Genomic DNA, 19,308 nt, shown 5'->3' on the forward strand with positions numbered 1-19,308 from the left:
AAACTGCGGATATCTGTCCCAAGCTTTGGGACTTCTATCCCAAGGCTTGGGATAGAACCGGGCCTATGTTTCTTCAAGCTTCAGTATTTGTTCTTCCAAACTTTGTAGCATATATTTCGGATTTTTTTTATCAATATCCCACACGTCAGAGTACTATTGTTGCCGGATGCAGGCTAAGGAAAGGAGATGGAAAGAGCGGTTATACGGGTAGAGTAAGCAGTACATTCATAAAGAGGAATGCGGTGGTTTATATCGAGCAGACATTATTTTTTAAATGAAAAACAATAATAACAGAACCATGAAAAAGAGACGAACGCTGACGGGGAAGGCCCGTCTGATTGTGGGAGCCGTGTTGCTGGCCATTGCCGGTGGACCGATGTCGGCTCAGACCGTCGCACCTAAGAAGGCGAAAGCGTACATGGTGGCGGATGCCCACTTGGACACGCAGTGGAATTGGGACATCCAGACCACCATCAAGGAGTATGTTTGGAATACGTTGAACCAAAACCTCTTCCTTCTGAAACAATATCCCGACTACATCTTCAACTTCGAAGGCGGCGTGAAGTATGCTTGGATGAAGGAGTATTTTCCTCGCGAGTACGAACTGATGAAAGAGTACGTGAAGAAGGGACGCTGGCACGTGAGCGGAGCCAGTTGGGATGCCACCGACACTTTAGTGCCCTCCATCGAGTCGTTCATCCGCAACGTGATGTTAGGGCAGGAGTTCTATCGCAACGAACTGGGTGTGGAAAGCACCGACATCTTCCTGCCCGACTGCTTCGGTTTCGGCTGGACGCTGCCCACCGTAGCCTCCCATTGCGGGCTCATCGGTTTCTCCTCGCAGAAGCTGGATTGGCGTACCAATCCTTTCTATGGCGATAGCAAGCATCCTTTCACCGTCGGATTATGGAAAGGCGTGGACGGAGCTTCCATTATGTTAGCGCACGGCTACGACTATGGTCGGCGTTGGGAGAACGAAGACCTATCCGAAAACAAAAAACTGCTCGACCTCTCCAAGCGCACGCCGCTGAATACCGTTTACCGCTACTACGGCACGGGTGACGTGGGCGGTTCGCCCACCATCGCTTCCGTGGCTTCCGTGGAGAAAGGTCTCAAGGGGAACGGGCCACTGAAGATTATCAGTGCCACCAGCGACCAACTGTTCAAGGACTACCAGCCCTACAGCTGCCATTCCGAACTGCCCGTCCATGACGGCGAGCTGCTGATGGACGTTCATGGCACTGGTTGTTACACCTCGCAAGCTGCCATGAAGCTCTATAACCGCCAGAATGAACTTTTGGGTGATGCTGCCGAACGTGCTTCTGTAGCTGCTGCTCTCTTGGGTGTTGCCGAATATCCCGGCAAGAGCCTGACGGAGTCTTGGCGGCGCTTTATCTTCCATCAGTTCCACGACGATTTGACGGGTACCAGTATTCCTCGCGCCTACGAGTTCTCTTGGAACGATGAATTGCTCTCCCTGAAGCAGTTTTCGGGCATCTTGGCTTATGCCGTCGAAGGTGTGGCGGGCAAGCTCGACACGCGCGTCAAGGGAACTCCCATAGTGCTCTATAACGCCGCCGGATTCGAGGCTACCGACGTGGTGACGATGGAGGTGGAGGCTGTCCGTTTCCCCAAAGGCGTGGCCGTATATGACGAACAAGGCAAGCGGGTGGCTTCGCAGTTGGTGTCATATACCGGCGGAAAGGTTCGCTTGTTGGTAGAGGCCACCGTACCTGCCAACGGATATGCGGTTTACGATGTACGCCTCTCGGGAAAGGGCGTCGAGACGGTTGCCACGGAAGCCGCAAGCATTGAAAACTCGCTCTACAAACTGACGTTGGACAAGAACGGCGACATCACCTCGCTGCTCGACAAGAAAAATAACAAGGAGTTGGTGAAAGCGGGCAAAGCCATCCGCCTCGCCCTCTTTACCGAAAACGAATCGTTCGATTGGCCTGCATGGGAGATATTGAAGAAGACCGTGGATGCCGCTCCCGTCTCCATCACCGGCGACGTGAAGATGACCCTCTGCGAGAACGGCGCGTTGCGCAAGACCCTCTGCGTGGAGAAGCGTCATGGCGAATCCTTCTTCCGCCAATACATCCATCTGTATGAAGGTGCGTTGGCGCACCGCATCGATTTCAGCAACGAAGTGGACTGGCACTCTGCCAATGCCCTGCTGAAAGCCGAATTTCCCCTCAATCTGGACAACGAGAAGGCCACCTATGACTTGGGCGTGGGCAGCGTGCAGCGTGGAAACAACACCCTGACCGCCTACGAGGTATATGCACAGTACTGGGCCGACTTGACGGATGCCAATGGTTCTTATGGCGTGTCCATCATAAACGACAGCAAGTACGGCTGGGACAAACCCGACAACAACACTCTGCGCCTCACCTTGCTGCATACTCCGAAGACCAAAGGAAACTATGCTTACCAAGACCGCCAGGACTTCGGTCACCATACCTTTACTTATAGTTTGGTGGGCCATGCAGGTGCTTTGGACCTCGTGCAGACCCGTGAAGATGGCGAAGTGCTGAACCAGCGCATCAAGCGTTTGCCACCGGAAAGCACAAGGGCGAATTGGGTAAGAGCTATTCATTGGCCTCTTCCGACAATCGTAACGTCATCATCAAGGCGTTGAAGAAAGCCGAAAGCTCCGACGAATACGTGGTACGCGTGTATGACGCAGCCGGTAAGCAGGTACAAAAGGCCTCGATTGTCTTTGCCGACAACCTTGTGGCTGCTGTAGAGGCAGATGGTACGGAAAAGACCATCGGCAAGGCCGCATTCAGCGGAAACCGCCTTGAAGTGTCTGTCAAGCCGAACGGTATCTCCACTTATAAGGTGCGCTTCGCCTCCGACAAGCAGGCGCAGGCCGTCGGTAAAGTCCTGCCGTTGGCATACGACAAGAAGTGTTTCAGCTGGAACGAGTTCAAGGCTTCCGCCGACTTTGACTCCGGCTACTCTTACGCCGCCGAACTGATACCCGTCGAAATGCAGGTGAACGGCGTTTCCTTCAAGTTGGAGACGCGTGAAGAACTGAACGGTATGGCTTGCAAGGGCAATGTGCTGAAACTGCCTGCCGACCGTGCATACAACCGCCTTTACCTCCTGGCTGCCTCCGCTTCGGACGAAGACGTGAAGGGAACGTTCCGCGCGGGCAAGTCCGAGCAAGAAATCATCGTGCCCTCTTACACCGGTTTTATCGGTCAGTGGGGACACACCGGACATACGGAAGGTTACTTGAAAGATGCCGAAGTGGCCTACGTGGGCACGCACCGCCATGCGGGCGAGGGCGACCAGCCGTATGAGTTCACTTATATGTTTAAGTTCGCCATCGACCTGCCCGAAAAGGCTACCGAAGTGGTGCTGCCTGATAACGAAGACATCGTTATCTTTGCCGCTACGCTGGCCAATGACACGGCGGTTCCCGTCCGTTCCGCTTCCCGTCTGTTCCGCACGGCAAACAAGTGCGACGACTATCAAGCGGAAGGCTCCGTGCAGAAAGTGAACATCCTGACGCAGGAGATGGTGATGGGTTGCTCCAGCTACGTGAACGAGAAGGAGAAACCCGCTTGCATGGTGGACGGCGACGAAAACACCAAGTGGTGTGCCATTGCTGGAATGCCCCACTACGTGGACTTCGATTTAGGTAGCGAGAGAAGCATCAAAGGCTGGAAGATACTGAACGCTGCCGCTGAAAACCATTCATACGTCACCTCCACATGCTTCCTGCAAGGAAAGAGCGACAAGAACGGCGAATGGCGCACGCTGGACTACGTGCTGGGAAACAGGGCGAACGTGGTGAACCGCATGCTGAACAAGGCTGAAAACGTCCGCTACCTGCGTCTGCTGGTTACTCAGCCTATGCAGTCGGCCACCGGCAAGGATGCGCGCATTTACGAAATGGAAGTGTATGAATAAGCAAGGCAGTCGCTTCCTGTCCATTCTTCATAGGGCACGGGTTTTTCCCGTGCCTTTTTTTGCCTTGTTTGGTTTAGGCAGCAGATGATACTGATTGGAAGATGACCATTGATGAAAGAATTCCGGGGGCTGAAAATTGCCTTGTAAGTGCTTGAAATACGGAACGTTAAAAAGATGAGGGATTGTGTACTTGTTTCGTGACAAACTTATCTCAAAATTCTGCCATGTCTTAAATATAGACTGTTATGTCACGGATTGATATATCGTTTTGGGGGTTACTCCCTATCTTTGCAATTGTTTTTAATAGGATTTATATATAGATAGGAGACTCCTCAAAGAGAGTGAAAAGAAAAAGTAGAACCATTTTAATGCCATTGAAAAAATGAAAAACTCAAAGAAAAACCTTCTCTGCCTGTTGGCATGCGCCTTGGCAGTGGTGGGATGCAAGACACAGAAAGAACCGGCTGTAGCGGACAACACCATGCTGGTCAGATCTACACAAACACTTGATTCCTTATATGCTTACTATTCCGCACCGGGCACCTGCCTGTTGCGTGAGAATTGCCCTTCGGACGTGGAAGCTATACTGCCACTTATCTGGCTTCCGAGGAACAGAAGAACCATCCAATCTTTACTCTTATTTATGGCCTTATTCCGGTACTTTTTCCGCAGTGAATGCACTGATGGAAGCCACTAAAGATAATAAGAAAGATTTCGGGAACTACCGGAAATTGCTTGATGAGAAAGTGCTTCCGGGACTTGCCGAATACTTCGACACCCGCCGCACGCCCGAAGCGTATGCTTCTTACATCAAGGACGCTCCGTTGTCCGACCGTTTTTATGATGACAACGTGTGGCTCGGCATCGACTTCACCGATGTCTATCTGATGACTCGTCAGGAAAGTTATCTGCAGAGTGCCAAACTCATTTGGAAGTTTATTGAAAGCGGTATGGATGACCGCTTAGGAGGCGGCATCTACTGGTGCGAGCAGAAGAAAGAGTCGAAGAACACCTGTTCCAACGCTCCCGGCTCTGTCTTTGCCCTAAAGCTTTTCAAGGCTACGCAAGACAGTGCCTATTTAGAGAAGGGAAAAGGCTTGTACGAATGGACTAAGGCGGCATTGCAGGACACTACCGATTACCTCTACTTCGACAACATGCGTTTGGACGGTGAGATAGGACGTGCCAAGTTTGCCTACAACAGCGGGCAGATGATGCAGTCGGCCACCTTGCTCCATCAGCTTACCGGCAACGAACAGTATCTGAAGGATGCACAGGCACTTGCCGCCGCTTGTCACAATTACTTCTTCACGGAGTTTACGCCCACAGAGGGAGAACCGTTTCGTATGTTGAAGAAGGGCGATGTATGGTTCACCGCCGTTATGTTACGCGGTTTCATGGAGCTCTATCAAACGGACGGAAACAAGACTTATCTTGATTCCTTTACTCGCAGTCTGGACTATGCCTGGACGCATGCCCGTGAAGATAACGGCCTTTTCAATACCGATTTCACCGGCAAGAGCCGCGACAATCGTAAATGGCTGCTGACACAAGCCGCCATGGTAGAGATGTACGCGCGTTTGGCCGTGTCCGCTAATCAGCCTTTATAAATTAAAACGAATCAGACCAAATGAAAAAGAGAAACATTACCTTGTGCGCTGTTGCCATGCTCTGTATGCAGGGCTATGCCAAGGCAGACACTTTTACCTTGAAAGGTGACAACACTTGTGTGGAGAACTATGCTCGGATGACTGCTGCTTACAAGAGCAATCGTCCAAAAATGAAGAAACGCCTTTTTACCTCAAAAGGTGTGGAAGCTGAGATTGTTCGCGTGAAGAAGATGCTTACCAATCCTAAGTTGGCGTGGATGTTTGAGAATTGCTTCCCTAATACGCTTGACACTACTGTGCACTTTCGTATGCTGGACGGTAAACCCGATACTTTTGTTTATACCGGTGATATCCATGCTATGTGGCTACGTGACTCCGGTGCGCAGGTGTGGCCATATGTGCAGTTAGCCAACAATGATGCGCAATTGAAAGAGATGCTCGAAGGTGTCATCCGTCGTCAGTTCCTTTGTATCAATATTGACCCGTATGCCAATGCTTTCAACGACGGACCTACAGGTGGCAACTGGATGACTGACTTGACAGACATGAGGCCCGAACTGCACGAGCGCAAATGGGAGATAGACTCTCTTTGTTACCCGCTTCGTCTGGCTTACCAGTATTGGAAAGTAACCGGTGACAGCAGTATCTTCGACGGTGAATGGATGAGGGCAATTACTGCTATCCTGAAGACTTTCAAGGAACAGCAGCGTAAGGACAGCGTAGGTCCTTACCATTTTCAACGCAAGACGGAACGTGCCCTCGATACGTTGAACAACGAGGGCTTGGGTGCTCCGGTCAAACCGGTGGGACTGATTGTTTCCGCTTTCCGTCCATCGGACGATGCCACTACGCTTCAGTACCTGGTCCCTTCCAACTTTTTTGCTGTCTCTTCTTTGAGAAAGGCCGCTGAAATTTTGACGGAAGTAAACAAGGAAACATCCTTAGCCAAAGAATGTACCGATTTGGCAGCCGAAGTGGAGGCAGCCCTGAAGAAATATGCCACTTACAATCATCCCGAGTTTGGAACAATCTATGCGTTTGAAGTAGATGGATTCGGTAATCATCTGTTAATGGACGATGCCAATGTGCCCAGCCTTCTTGCCATGCCTTATTTGGGTGATGTGGACGTAAACGACCCTATCTATCAGAATACACGCCGCTTTGTGTGGAGTGGCAGTAACCCCTACTTTTTTAAAGGTAAAGCCGGCGAAGGTATCGGAGGTCCGCACATTGGTTATGATATGGTGTGGCCTATGAGTATCATGATGAAGGCATTCACCAGTCAGAATGATGAGGAGATAAAGATTTGTATCAAAATGCTGATGGATACGGATGCCGGTACAGGATTCATGCACGAGTCTTTCCACAAGGATGACCCCACTAACTTTACCCGTGCATGGTTCGCTTGGCAGAACACGTTGTTTGGGGAATTGATTCTGAAATTAGTGAACGAGGGTAAAGTAGATTTACTGAACAGTTTGTAAAAACAGAAATTATTTAAAATCAATAAAGTGCGCTGGAATGAGGATTGGGATACAAATTGCATGAATTGGTTGTTCGTTGATATTATTTGTGTTCTTTTCCTTTTTTTATCGTGATTTATTATAATGTTTAATCTTAAAGAATATGAAAAAGAATCGAGTGTACACAGTAAATTCATTGCTGGCTCGGATAAGTGGGAACTATAAGTTCTGGCTTATTGCCTTGCCTGCTGTGACTATGCTGGCGCAGGCTCCTGCGGTCTATGCACATGCGGAGACTATTACTGTGGTGCAGCAAAACAATGCTACGGTGAGAGGTTCCGTTAAGGATGCCACAGGTGAAAGTCTGATTGGAGTGAGTGTTACAGTTAAGGGTAAAGAAGGTGTGGGTACCATTACAGATGTGGATGGAAATTATTCCATTGTTTGCAATGCCCAAGATGTTCTCGTCTTTTCCTATGTGGGTTATGCCACTCAGGAAGTTGCAGTGAAAAATCAGAAACAACTGAACATTGTCCTAAAAGAGGACACTAAGGTGCTGGATGAGGTCATTGTTATTGGTTATGGTACCACTACCCGCAAGAGTGCCGTAGGTGCCGTGGATCAGGTAAAGGCTTCCATGATTGAAGATCGTCCCGTGGCCAATATGACAGACGCTTTGCAAGGAGCCGCGCCCAACGTGGTTATCCAGCAGCGCAGCAGTAACCCCAATGACCGCAAGACTAACTTTAATATCCGTGGTATCAGTACGGTGAATGACAACAGTCCGCTTTTTGTCATTGACGGATTGGTAGCCGATGGCGGTAGCTTCGATAAACTGAATCCCAACGACATAGAAAACATTTCTATCCTGAAAGATGCCGGTTCGGCAGCCATTTACGGTTCACGTTCCTCCAACGGTGTGGTGCTGGTCACGACCAAGAAGGGTAAGAAGAACCAGCGTGCGACAGTTCGCTTGAGTGGCATGATGGGATGGCAGAATCCGGACATCCTGTTCTCTCCGGTGAAAGGTTATCAGAATGCTACCCTACGCAACCTGGCTGCCACCAATGCGGGAGAAGCTCCCCAATATACGCCCGACCAGATTCGTGACTTGGCTGCCCATCAAAACGAGGAGAGCTGGTTTTTCGACCAAATTATGCGCACGGCTCTTCAGCAAAACTACAATCTGAGTGTATCGGGAGGTAGTGACAAGACTACTTACATGGTGTCTTTGGGCTATTATGACCAGGAGAGTAATTATGTGGGAAACAGTGATTTTGGTGTGCAGCGCTATAACTTCCGTACTAACATTACCACTGAAGTGGGCCGCTTGAAGCTGAATGCTATCTTGGCCTATACACGTAACAACAGCGTAAGTACCACCGGTGGAAGCTTGGAGGTGGATGCTGCCCGTGTACCAACCTACTATTACTACAAAATGAAATCGGCAGATGGAAGATACTTGCTGAACGATGTGTTGAGTGAATTTAATCCATTGGGCTCTTTGGAAGCCGGTGGTCGCAACAAGTATCGCAACAACTACCTGAATGCTAACGTAAATGCCGAATTCCGCCTTATTGACGGATTGAAGCTGCGTGGAGTATTGGGTGCGGACGTGATAAACGACATGCGTTCCACCCGCAATCTGGGTGTGGCCTATTACTTGAACGAAGAGGCTACCGAACCGCGTCCGGTAAAAGATACCGACTATAAGACCAGCAACTGGAATCATACTGCTTATCTCATCAATACCCAACTTTTGTTGGACTACAACAAGACATTCGGCAAGCACAACGTCACCGGACTTTTTGGAGTAACCAACGAATCGTTCACTTCATCCAGCAATGAAATCGAGAAGAAGGGTGTGGACCCCGATTTGGGTATTGGTACGGACATCACTAACAGTACCGTGGGAAATATCACAGGAAAAACTTTCGTAGATGAATCCAACCGTACCAGTCTGACTTCTTTGTTGGGACGTGTGGGGTATTCTTACGCTGACAGATATTATACAGAGTTCAGCTTCCGTTATGATGCTTCTTCTAAGTTCCATAAAGACTACCGATGGGGTTTCTTCCCCTCTGTTTCATTAGGCTGGCGTTTGAGCGAGGAGAACTTTATGCAGACTTACAAGGAACGTGTGGGTGACTTGAAACTGCGTACTTCTTTCGGTATCTTGGGTAATCAGTCCATCGGTACTTATGACCGCTTTACTGTTTACGAACTGCACAACAACTCTTACGCATACAATAACCAGACGGTATCGGGTGCAGGTTTCAAGTTGGGCAAAAACAACCTGACTTGGGAAAAGACCAAAACCTTCAACGTGGGTGTAGACGCTTCGTTCTTCAACAATGCTTTGAATGTGACGTTTGACTATTTCTACAAACGCACGAGCGACATTTTGATGAAGCCCCTCGTACCTTCGGTATTCGGTACGGATATGGCGATGGACAACATTGGTGAGATGCAGAACCAAGGTTGGGATCTCTCTATCAACTATCGTTTGAAGACAGGAGCCGCAAATCATAACTTCAACTTCAACCTTGGTGACTCTTGGAACGAAGTGCTGAAGTACCCTGGTCACGAAAGAATCTCACAAATAGAGGAGTTGAGCCGTATTACCCGTGAAGGATGTCCGTTGGAGTCTTACTACGGTTACAAGATGGACGGCTTTTTCCAAAGCTACGAAGAGATTGAGGCATCGGCTATTCCCGTAGGTGGAAAGGTACAGCCGGGTGACGTGAAGTTTGTAGACCGTAACGAAGATGGTGTCATCGACTCGAAGGATAAGTTTATCTTGGGTAATGCCTTCCCCCGTCTTACTTTCGGCTTCAACTACAATGTAGAATGGAAAGGATTTGATTTTGGTATGTTTTGGCAGGGTGTGGGCAAGCGTGACATGATGCTCCGTGGTGAATTGATTGAACCGTTCCACGCCAATTACTCTTATAATATCTATAAACATCAACTGGATTTCTGGACTCCTACCAACACCGATGCACGTTGGCCGAGACTGACTGCTCCGGGTTCTACTTCCAACAGAAACAACTACGGAAACGGACAAGGCTCCGACCTGTTCTTGATGGATGGAAAATACCTGCGTCTGAAGAACTTGCAGATTGGTTACACATTCCCTAAAACATGGAGCCGCAAGGTAGGCATGGAAAAGGCACGTATCTATGTCAACGGGCAAAACTTGCTGACCTTCAGTAATAACTCGTTTATTGACCCTGAGTCTTCTGAGTTCGACTCTAAAATGGGTAACAGTGGCGCCAATTCTGGTAGAAACTACCCGACGCTCCGTTACTATGGTTTCGGTATAGACATTGAATTCTAAAAACAACAGATAACTATGAAACTAAAAAAATACATAGCTTTTGCCGGAATGGCAGTTCTGATGCTTTGCAGTTGCAACGAAATGGAGAACGCACCGACAAACAAATTTACGGATAACTCTTATTGGACTTCCACCACCAAAGCCCAGTATGTGGTGAACATGGCTTACAGTCAGATGTACAATGCAGGCCGTATGTGGAGCGATGAAAGTTTGAGTGACAATGCTTACGATGGCCGCAGTGTGGATGACCAACGTGCCATCCGTAAGGGTATGGCCACTCCCTCGCTCGACATCTTCAAGAACGAATGGAAAGACCTTTACGGAGGTATAAAGACTTGCCATGTGTTCCTTGAAAAGGTGGACCTTGTACCCAATATGGACGCATCCGTTAAAGCGCGCATGGTTGCTGAGATACGCTATATCCGTGCAAGCCTCTACTTTCGTCTGACTAACCTTTATGGTGCAGTACCTTTCTTTACGAAAGACATCACACTGGAAGAATCGCGGAGTGTAAGTCGTACAGACCGCGAAACCATTATCAGCTTCATTCACCAAGAATTGGAAGACATCAAGGATGCGCTTCCCACTCGTGACCAATTGCCCGAAGAAGACAAGGGCAAAATTACTAAAGGCGCCGTTTGTGCTTTGCAGGCTCGTGTCTACTTGATGGATAGCGACTGGAACAATGTGATGCTTTATTGCGACAATCTGATGAACAAACAGGGCGAATATGGTACTTATGCTTTATTTCCTGATTATGCGGGGCTTTTTGATGAAGCCAATGAGTATAATGAAGAGATTATCATGGACCGTTCTTATGTACCCAATTTGATTACTTGGGGTGAGATGGTAGACATGATTCCTTTGTCAAGAGGCGGACGTGCTGTGAGCCGTGTGCCGCAACAATCGTTGGTAGACACTTATCTGATGCTTAGTGGAAAGACTATCAGCGAAGCCGGGACAGATTATAACCCTGCTTATCCTTACGACAACCGTGACCCACGTCTCACTGCTACTATCATTTATGATGGCTATGATTGGAGCGGCAATGTGGACGATGGCAGTAAAGACGTAGTCATCAACATTCGTCCGGGTTCGGGAACCGATGCCTACGATGGTGGTGGAAATGGTACTTCTACCGGTTATTTTACCCGTAAGTACTATAATCCGCAGGCTCCCGGTGATCAGAATTCCGGTATGAATATCATCACTATGCGTTATGCTGACATCTTGTTGATGTATGCTGAGGCTGTTCACGAAACAAGCGGTATGACTGAAGAGGTATGGAACAAGACCATCCGTCCCATCCGAGAACGTGCCGGCTTCACTGCCGATGCAGCCTTGAACTTTCCAGCCGGAAAGAGCAAGGAAGAGATGAGGCAGATTATCCGCAATGAACGTCGTGTAGAAATGGCGATGGAAGGTTTGCGTTGGTATGACATCAAGCGTTGGAAGGCTGGTAACGAATACTTGTCGGGCAAGGTGCGCGGTGCAAGCTTCGTGGACGAGAACAAGCTTGATACCCGCAAGTTTGAAGAGGCAAGAGATTACCTTTGGGCAGTTCCCATCAGTGAAATCAATTTGAATCCCAATCTGGCACCTAACAATCCGGGATATGGAAATTAACGTGTATCTAAACTCATTAAAAACAATAGAACAATGAAAACAATATTCTCAACAATAGCTCTTTTTTCGGCAGTCCTCTTTGCAACGTCTTGTACGGAAGACATGGAATACAAGGACTCCAAAGTTTCCTCAGTAAATCAGTTGTATGAACCCACTGACGGTAAGGAAGTAGTTTTGCAATCGTCGGCCAGCGCCAGCTTGTTCTTTGAATGGGAATCGGCCAAGGCAGAAGACAGCGGCTCCCCACTCTATGAAGTAGTGTTTGATAAAGAAGGTGGAGATTTTTCTAAGCCTGTTTACAAGGTACTTTCTGACAATGGCGGTTCTTTGAGCTATGCTACCATCAGCCACAAGACATTGAACAAGGTTGGTGCGGCTGCTGGATTAAACAGTGGTGAGACAGGTACACTTGTTTGGACAGTAATGGCTTCCAGAGGTTTGAATTCTGTAATGGCAAAAGAAAGCAAGAGCCTCACCATCACTCGTTTGGTAGGATTTGAAGAGATTCCGGCACAGCTTTACCTGACAGGAAGTGCTACTGAAGGTGGTGTGGATGCTTCTAAGGCTGTGGCTTGTGCTTCACCCGAAAAGGATAAGTTCGAAGTATTTACGAAGTTGGAAGGTGGTAAGACCTATAAGTTGGTAGATAGGGCAGCCGAAGGTGCCAAGACATTCTACATCAGTGGTAATAGGATTATGGAAGGCGAAGGTGAGACAACCGTAGAAAAGACGGGTATTTATCGTATCGAAATGGATTTCTCTATTGCATCCGTAACTATTAAAGAAGTAAGTAAGATGGAATTCTATTTCTGTCCGAGTGGTGCCGCTACCTTTGAATTGCCTTATGTCGGAAACGGTGTATTCTGTGGTCAGGACAAGGTTGAATTCAAGCAAGAAGGTTGGGGACGCGACCAACGCTATAAGTTCCTGATGACTTATGCCGATGGTAGTATACAATATTGGGGAACTAAGAATACCACAGATTCTAATCCGGGTGCGGCTACTCCCGAAGATCCTTACTTCTACATCATGGAGACTCCCGATAATCAATGGGATCAAAAGTGGAAACTGAACAACGAGTTCGATGGTGCGGCCGATGGTCACAATCCGGGTGCCATCACCAAGATTAGCGTGATATTCAACGTAGAGAACTATACTCACAAAGTGGAATTGGCTAACTAATTTGAAGAGAGATTATGAAAAAAATATTATTCTGCCTGCCCCTGCTTCTTCTCGCGCTTCAGTCGTGTGAGATAGAAGACGAGTACATGTACGATAAGGGGCTTTATACCATAGATTGGGAAGCGGCTGCCGATAGCAGTTCCGTGACACTGATAGACCGTTTCTGGAATGCGGAAGGAAACTACTTCAACTACGGAAATGACGGCTCAATCAAAGATTTTCATTACTGGCCGCAGGCTCATGCCATGGACGTAATGATAGATGCCTATAACCGTACGGGTGACACTAAATATAGCGACTTGTTCGATAAATGGTACATCGGCATCAAGGCAAAAAACGGAGGTCGTTATTGGAATAACTTCTACGATGACATGGAGTGGATTGCCCTCACTATGATTCGTTTGTACGAGGCTACCGATGACAACAAGTACTTGCAAACCGCTCAAGAGATGTGGGATGAAATCAAAACCGGTTGGAATGATTACGCAGGCGGTGGTATTGCTTGGACTCACGACCAGCCTTGGAGCAAGAATGCTTGCTCCAACGGTCCTGCCAGTTTGATTGCTGCTCGACTCTACAATATCAACGGAAGTGAGGAAGACCTGCAGTGGGGCATCAAAATCTATAATTGGGAGCGTGAGAAGTTATTCAATCCTGCTACCGGTGCTATCTACGATAATGTGAACGGTGAAACGGGTGAGTTGAATATGCTTTCCCTATCCTATAACCAAGGTACATTCTTGTACTGCTTACGAACTGTATAAGATTACCGGAGAGGAGTCTTATTTGAAAGATGCTCGTAAGGCTGCTAATTTCGGTATTAGTAATAGTAGTATGATAGATACCGGAAACAATTTGCTCCGTGATGAAGGTGACGGTGACGGAGGTTTGTTCAAGGGCATCTTCATGCGTTACTATGTACAGTTGATTATGGAGCCAAATTTGGACCCCATTTATAAGAAGAAATTCATCACCTTCTTTAATAACAACGCCGAGACTTTGTGGCGCAAGGGGATTAACAAGCTTGACCTGCTGTATAATACCAACTGGGCAATGAACAACAGTGGCAACAACCATCTGACTACACAAACAAGTGGCTGTACTCTGATTGAAGCCAAAGCTCTCTTTGATAAGAGCTTGAAATAAATCTGCAATCAAAGATGTGTCGAAACTCAATCAGGTTGTTGGGTTTCGGCACATTTCTTTTTAAGTAGCCTTTCCCATAATTTTTCCTTGAAAGAAGAGATTCCAATAATGTATAAAATAAACATAGAAGATGAAACATAGCCGATATTTATTCCTGCTGTTCGCCTTGATGGCTTTGACGGGCTGTGGCGGCACGCAAAAGAAACTGACCGAATATGTCAATCCTTTCTTGGGCACGGCCACTTTGTGGGAGCCTGAGGACTTGGGGTATGTAGCAAAATAAAATCGCGCACATGGGGTGCGGAAATTTATCCGGGCGCTACCCTGCCTAATGCAATGGTGCAGCTCAGCCCCGTCACCCAGTTTCGTAGTGGTGCGGGCTATCAATATGAGGATACAGTGATTTATGGCTTCTCGCACACTGCTAAGGGACATTGGAACTTGCTGCATGTACCCATGTTGCCTGTGGTGGGGACCATCGCTCCGAGTGATTATTGCTCCGGGTTTAGTCACAAGAACGAGTCCGCGCATCCGGGTTACTACCAAGTTTATCTGGAACGCTATAAGGTGAATGCCGAGCTGACTAGTACCTTGCGTTGTGCCTACCACAAATATACCTTTGCCAAGGAAGATGACAAGTCACTGTTAGTAGATATTCGCCGTTCCAACAATCACGTTCGCGATTGGAAGATTGAGAAGACCGACGATAATACCTTTACGGGCTATCAGGATGGCGACGGCAAAATCTATTTCTACGCTAAGACCAACTATAAAATAGACCAAGTGGAGATGGTAAAAGACGACAAGCATGAAGTGGCTATAGTGCGTTTTGTCGGCAGTAAAGGTGCCGAACCCTTGGAAGTGAAAGCTGGTTTCTCGTTTGTGAGTGTAGAGAACGCCCAAATGAACCTAAAGGCCGAAATGTTAGACAAGAGCTTTGCCCAGGTGGCAGAGGAAGCTGATGCCACTTGGGAAGAGCTTCTCTCCAAGATTCAAGTTTCAGGCGGTACAGAACGTGAAAAAGGACTGTTTTACTCTACTTTCTTCCATGCCTTTAAGTGGCCGGCTCTGCGCAGCGATGTCAACCACGAATATACCGATGTGCGTGGTGAGGTAGTAAACAATGGTTTTCACTATTATACGGATCCCTCATTCTGGGACGATTACCGCAACAAGCTGGTACTCATCGGTATGATTTCTCCCGAAGTGACTACCGACATCATTAAGTCCATTATTGACAAAGGTGAGAAGCGCGACGGTTACATGCCCACCTTCTTCCACGGTGATCATGCTTCCACTTTCATCTCCGGTTCTTGGTTGCGCGGTTTGCGTGACTTCGATTTGGAGCGTGCTTATAAACTGATTCTGAAAAATGCCACGGTACCTGGCAAAGGAGGTCGCCGTTATTTGGACGAGTATATGGAGAGAGGATGGATTGCCGAAAAAGACACGGTGAACGTGCCCACGTGGGACGAGTATAAGGGAGCCGTAACCAAGACTCAAGAATATGCTTACGATGACTATGCCGTAGCCTTGGTAGCCAAGGAACTGGGAGATGAAGCCAACTACAAACTGATGATGGAACGTTCCAACAACTACAAGACGCTATTCGACCCCTCTACCGGCTTTTGGAGAGGTAAGATTGACAACGGTAGCTGGATTCAAGATTTCGATCCCTATTATCCCTATTACCAGTACATGTACCGTGAGGCCAACGCATGGAACGCCCTCTTCTTCGCACCCCACGACCCCGAAGGCATGATTAAGCTCTATCCTAGTAAAGAAGCGGTGGACGCTAAACTGGATTCTCTATTCAGTGAACCGTGGAGAGGTTACGAGGCCCACAACCTGACCGGATTCATCGGGAACTATTGCCACGGAAATCAGCCGGGGCACAGCATCCCCTACACCTATTATTTCATAGACAAACAAGAGAAGGCCCAGTGTGTGCTTGACAGCTTGATGAACCACTACTATGATATGGGTGCCGACAAGCTGGCGTACGCGGGCATGGACGACGCCGGCGAAATGTCTTCTTGGTATGTGTTCAATGCCATCGGTCTTTATACCTACTCGCCTGCCGACCCGGAATACATTGTTACCGTTCCCTTGTTCGATAAAGTGACGTTCAATCTGAATGGTCGTCCTTTCACCATTGTGAAGAAAGGAACAGGCAAGAAGATTACGGACATCACTTATGACGGTAAAAAGATTGATGGCTACTTCATCACCCACGACCAACTAAAGGAGGGCAAGGAGCTGGTGATTACCACGGAATAAATAAACAATAAGTCCATGAAAAGAAACATACTGATTTTATTTGCATTCCTTGTTTGTACTGCCGTTCAAGGGCAGACTTCGGTTTGCTTGACAGATTTGAGGAGCGAGCATCTTGACAGTCCTATAGGTGTCGACAATCCTACTCCACGCCTTTCCTGGCGGATGGAGGACAGTAGGAAAGGGGCTGTGCAGACTTCCTGGCAGATTGTAGTGGACGAGGACTCGCTGAACGTGGTCAACGGTTGCGGCAGGATGTGGAATAGCGGCAGGAACACTTCCCGTAATCAGCTTGTGACCTATGCAGGCAAGGAACTGCGGCCTTTCACTAAATATTACTGGAAGGCTATCTGCGGTGACATGGAACATAAGGAAATAGCTTCTCCCATCTCTTGTTTTGAAATGGGTATGATGGGGATGCAGCATTGGCAGGGAGCTTGGATTGGCGATGGCAAGGATATTCATCACGAGCCTGCGCCTTATTTCCGTAAGAAATTCGAGGCAGGCAAAGAGATAAAGTCGGCGCGTGCTACATTGCCGCCGCCGGATTGTATGAACTCTACATCAACGGAGAGAAGATAGGGAACCACCGTCTTGACCCTCTTTATACCCGCTTTGACCGCCGTAACCTGTATGTGGTCTATGATGTGACTTCGCAATTACGAAATGGCGACAACGCCATTGGCGTGCTATTGGGCAACGGATGGTACAACCATCAGTCCAAAGCTGTGTGGGACTTCGACCGTGCCCCCTGGCGCAATCGTCCCGCTTTCTGTCTGGATTTGCGCATCACCTATGCCGATGGAAGTGTAGAAACTATTCCTACTGATCTCAGTTGGCGGACATCATCGGGTGCGATAACCTTCAACAGCATCTACACCGGCGAGCACTACGACGCACGTCTGGAACAGAAAGGCTGGAGTACTCCGGAGTTTGACGACTCTAAGTGGCACGGAGTGGGCTATCGCAGTGTCCCTTCGTCCAACGTTACTGCCCAGCAGGCGCGTCCTATCCGTAATGTGGAGACCTTCCCTGCCGTTTCTTTCCGTAAGGTAGACGGGAAGACATACGTCTACGATTTCGGACAGAACATGGCGGGTGTCACTCGCATCCGCCTTTCGGGTGAACGAGGAACAGAAGTCAGAATCAAACATGGCGAACGCCTGGATCCGGACGGTCGTCTCGACCTCTCGAACATTGATGTTTATTTCCGCGGTGACAAGGAGAAAGACCCTTTCCAGACAGACATCCTCATTCTAAGTGGGGAGGACGACGAGTTTATGCCCCGCTTCAATTACAAGGGATTCCGTTACGTAGAAGTAGTGGCTGATAAGCATTGAGCTTGGCCAGAACAGCCTGACTGCTTACTTCATGCACAGCGATGTGCCTGCTGCGGGAAGCTTGGAAGCTTCGACTCCGCTGATAGACAAGCTGCTTCATGCCGCCAACCACTCTTATCTCTCTAACTTGATGGGCTATCCCACCGACTGTCCCCAACGTGAGAAAAACGGCTGGACCGGTGACGGGCATTTTGCCATTGAAGCGGCACTCTATAACTTCGACGGAATTACCGTTTACGAGAAATGGCTGGCCGACCACCGCGACGAACAGCAGCCCAACGGAGTGCTGCCCGATATTATTCCCACCGGTGGATGGGGCTACGGCACAGACAACGGGTTGGACTGGACCAGCACCATCGCCATCATCCCTTGGAACCTCTACCTGTTCTACGGTGACAGCAAGCCCCTTGCTGACTGTTACGAGAACATCAAGCGCTATGTGGACTATGTGGAGCGCACTTCGAACAATCACCTCACCACGTGGGGACGCGGCGATTGGGTTCCCGTGAAGTCGCACTCCAACAAAGAGCTGACTTCTTCGGTTTACTTTTATGTAGATACCAAAATTTTGGCTGCTACTGCCAAACTCTTCGGCAAACAAGCTGATTACGAGTACTACGACGCTTGGCAGAGAAGATAAAGCAAGCCGTCAACGGCAAGTTCTTGAATCGCGAGACGGGTGTGTACGCCGGAGGTTCGCAGACGGAACAGAGCGTTCCCTTGCAGTGGAAGATTGTACCCGAAGAACTGATAGGAAAAGTAGCCGCTAATCTGGCCCGCAAGGTAGAGGAGAGCGATTTCCATCTGGATGTGGGCGTATTGGGTGCCAAGGCTATTTTGAATGCACTCAGTGAGAACGGTTATGCCGAAACGGCCTATAGGGTGGCGGTGCAGGACACTTATCCTCATGGGGCTGGTGGGTAGTGAATGGTGCCACTACGTTGCTCGAAAACTGGGACTTGCAAGCCACGCGCGACATTTCGGATAATCACATGATGTTCGGTGAAATAGGCGCTTGGTTTTACAAGGGATTGGGCGGTATCTTCCCTGACCCTGCGCAGCCGGGTTTTCGCAATATCTTGCTCCGTCCTCACTTCATGAAGGGATTGAAGCAGTTTGAGGCCCGTCACCAATCGCCCTATGGCGAAATCATCTCCCGCTGGGAATGGAAAGGAAAGCGTGTGCGCTATGAAGTGACAGTACCTGCCAACAGCACCGCTACGCTCACCTTACCCGATGAGGCTAAGGGGGAACAGGTCGTGGAGCTGACAGCAGGCAGACACGAGTTTATTGTAAAGTAACCTCTTGTTTCGTTTACAGATATGTAGTGGGCGGGTTGTATCATGTTACTGTGGTACAACTCGCCCAATCTGTTTCACTTATTCATTCTCGTTGCC

General features: G+C 48.6%; 4 protein-coding genes and 5 pseudogenes. All 9 read left to right on the forward strand.

Translation table 11 applies throughout. The features are described 5' to 3' along the window. The first annotated feature begins 298 nt into the window (after positions 1-298). Positions 299-3,927: pseudogene (locus JCM16496_RS11815) on the forward strand (beta-sandwich domain-containing protein). 382 nt (positions 3,928-4,309) lie between these two features. Then, positions 4,310-5,537, forward strand: a pseudogene (locus JCM16496_RS11820) (glycoside hydrolase family 76 protein). Between the two features lie 20 nt (positions 5,538-5,557). After that, complete coding sequence (locus tag JCM16496_RS11825; RefSeq protein ID WP_025834484.1) at positions 5,558-7,021, forward strand: glycoside hydrolase family 125 protein; 1,464 nt, start codon at positions 5,558-5,560, stop codon at positions 7,019-7,021. A 142-nt stretch (positions 7,022-7,163) separates the two neighbouring features. Beyond that, the gene (locus tag JCM16496_RS11830) at positions 7,164-10,340 is read left to right on the forward strand and encodes a SusC/RagA family TonB-linked outer membrane protein (RefSeq protein ID WP_025834485.1); all 3,177 of its coding nucleotides are present in this window, start codon (positions 7,164-7,166) and stop codon (positions 10,338-10,340) included. A 15-nt stretch (positions 10,341-10,355) separates the two neighbouring features. Further along, the gene (locus tag JCM16496_RS11835) at positions 10,356-11,966 is read left to right on the forward strand and encodes a RagB/SusD family nutrient uptake outer membrane protein (RefSeq protein WP_025834486.1); all 1,611 of its coding nucleotides are present in this window, start codon (positions 10,356-10,358) and stop codon (positions 11,964-11,966) included. A 33-nt stretch (positions 11,967-11,999) separates the two neighbouring features. Then, positions 12,000-13,148: a SusE domain-containing protein gene (locus JCM16496_RS11840; RefSeq protein ID WP_025834488.1), complete on the forward strand. Its 1,149-nt coding sequence runs from the start codon at positions 12,000-12,002 to the stop codon at positions 13,146-13,148. A 14-nt stretch (positions 13,149-13,162) separates the two neighbouring features. Next, a pseudogene (locus JCM16496_RS11845) lies at positions 13,163-14,294 on the forward strand (glycoside hydrolase family 76 protein). 130 nt (positions 14,295-14,424) lie between these two features. Further along, positions 14,425-16,574, forward strand: a pseudogene (locus tag JCM16496_RS11850) (GH92 family glycosyl hydrolase). A 15-nt stretch (positions 16,575-16,589) separates the two neighbouring features. Next, positions 16,590-19,212 (forward strand): annotated as a pseudogene (locus tag JCM16496_RS21845) (glycoside hydrolase family 78 protein). Positions 19,213-19,308 lie beyond the last annotated feature (96 nt).

It is taken from the genome of Bacteroides rodentium JCM 16496 (assembly GCF_000614125.1).
In the GTDB taxonomy this organism is placed as follows: domain Bacteria; phylum Bacteroidota; class Bacteroidia; order Bacteroidales; family Bacteroidaceae; genus Bacteroides; species Bacteroides rodentium.

Coding starts and splice junctions, on each gene's coding strand:
- JCM16496_RS11825 (WP_025834484.1), top strand. CDS start 5,558: ATGAAAAAGAGAAACATTACCTTGTGCGCTGTTGCCATGCTCTGTATG.
- JCM16496_RS11830 (WP_025834485.1), top strand. CDS start 7,164: ATGAAAAAGAATCGAGTGTACACAGTAAATTCATTGCTGGCTCGGATA.
- JCM16496_RS11835 (WP_025834486.1), top strand. CDS start 10,356: ATGAAACTAAAAAAATACATAGCTTTTGCCGGAATGGCAGTTCTGATG.
- JCM16496_RS11840 (WP_025834488.1), top strand. CDS start 12,000: ATGAAAACAATATTCTCAACAATAGCTCTTTTTTCGGCAGTCCTCTTT.